Consider the following 1,280-nt stretch of genomic DNA (forward strand, 5'->3'; position numbering starts at 1 on the left):
CCTGGACTCGGCGTCCGGCGTCCCGGTACGCAGTCCCTAGACGACAAGCCTCCCGCGGCGCGCTGCGCGTGGGTGCCCGGAGGTCCGCGCACGGAGTTCTGGCGGGAAGGACGGAGACTTCTCTTCGTCTCCTCCGGGCCGACCAGATGTCCGCAACACCGTTTCTACCCAGTGACGGCGATCACTTCAAGGAGGTCTTGAGGGTGCACCGGTAAAGAGACTCGATTCAGTGAAGACCCGGAGGAAAGGGACTACGCTGCGCCCCCATCCCGGTCACCGATCACGCTTCCGGCGGGCAAGGCCGTACCAGGTCATCCCCGCCGCGGCCACCGCGCCCAGGCCCACGCCGACCGCGACCGCGGTCGCGGACGGAGTCGGAATGCGGTTCCGAAGTGAAACGGGTTTCTCGAAGGTCAAAATCGGCCAGTCGCGTTCGTTCGCGAGCCTGCGGAGCGCGCGGTCGGGGTTCACCGCGTGCGGATTGCCCACCACCTCGAGCATCGGCACATCGGTGCTGGAGTCGGTGTAGGCATAGCTGAGCGTCAGGTCGTAGCCGTGCTCGGCGGCGAGCCGCTTGGCGGCCACCGCCTTCTGTTCGCCGTAGCAGTAGAACTCGACCTCGCCCGAGTAGCGGCCGTCCACCACTCCCATCCGGGTGGCGACGCTGCGGGTGGCGCCCAGCATCGCCGCGATCGGCGTGACCACTTCTTCGCCCGCGGCGGACAGCACGATCACGTCGTGGCCCCACGCCTTGTGGTCCGCGATCAATTGGGCGGCCTCGGCGTAGACGAGGGGATCGACGATGTCGTGCAGGGTCTCGTTGACGATCGCGCGAACCTGGGCGACGTCCCAGCCCGCGCACAGCGCGGAGATTTCCGCCCGCATCCGTTCGGTGCGTTCTTCGTCGGCCCCGGAGAGGGAGAAGACGAACTGCGCGTAGGCGCTCTTGAGCGCCGCGCGACGGCTGATCAGTCCCTGGCGCAGCAACGGCTTGCTGAACGCGAGTGCGCTGGACGACGCGATGATCGTCTTGTCGAGGTCGAAGAAGGCCGCGACGCCGGCGGAGGGCGGCGGTGCGCTGCTCGGTTCTGTCACCCGCTCAGGATAGAAGCCCACGGAGTGGCGGCCCGCCGGTGAGCACACCACTTTCCGGTGGTGCGGGCCGAAAATCCATTACCGCGCCGGGGAAACGATGGGTGCTGACGTTATCGAATCGGTGACGCGAAGGGCTGGGAACCGGGTGCGATGGAGCTAAACTGGGGGCATCCGGTGTTCGCGCC

Annotated in this window: 1 protein-coding gene; it reads right to left on the minus strand. The window is 67.5% G+C overall.

From position 1 onward, the window contains the following. Window positions 1-273 precede the first annotated feature (273 nt). Entirely contained in the window at window positions 274-1,095 is an 822-nt protein-coding gene (locus FNH05_RS37450; RefSeq protein WP_144593552.1) for an HAD family hydrolase, read from the minus strand. Between the last annotated feature and the right edge of the window lie 185 nt (window positions 1,096-1,280).

Source organism: Amycolatopsis rhizosphaerae (genome assembly GCF_007713715.1).
GTDB classification, from domain to species: Bacteria; Actinomycetota; Actinomycetes; order Mycobacteriales; family Pseudonocardiaceae; genus Amycolatopsis_E; species Amycolatopsis_E rhizosphaerae.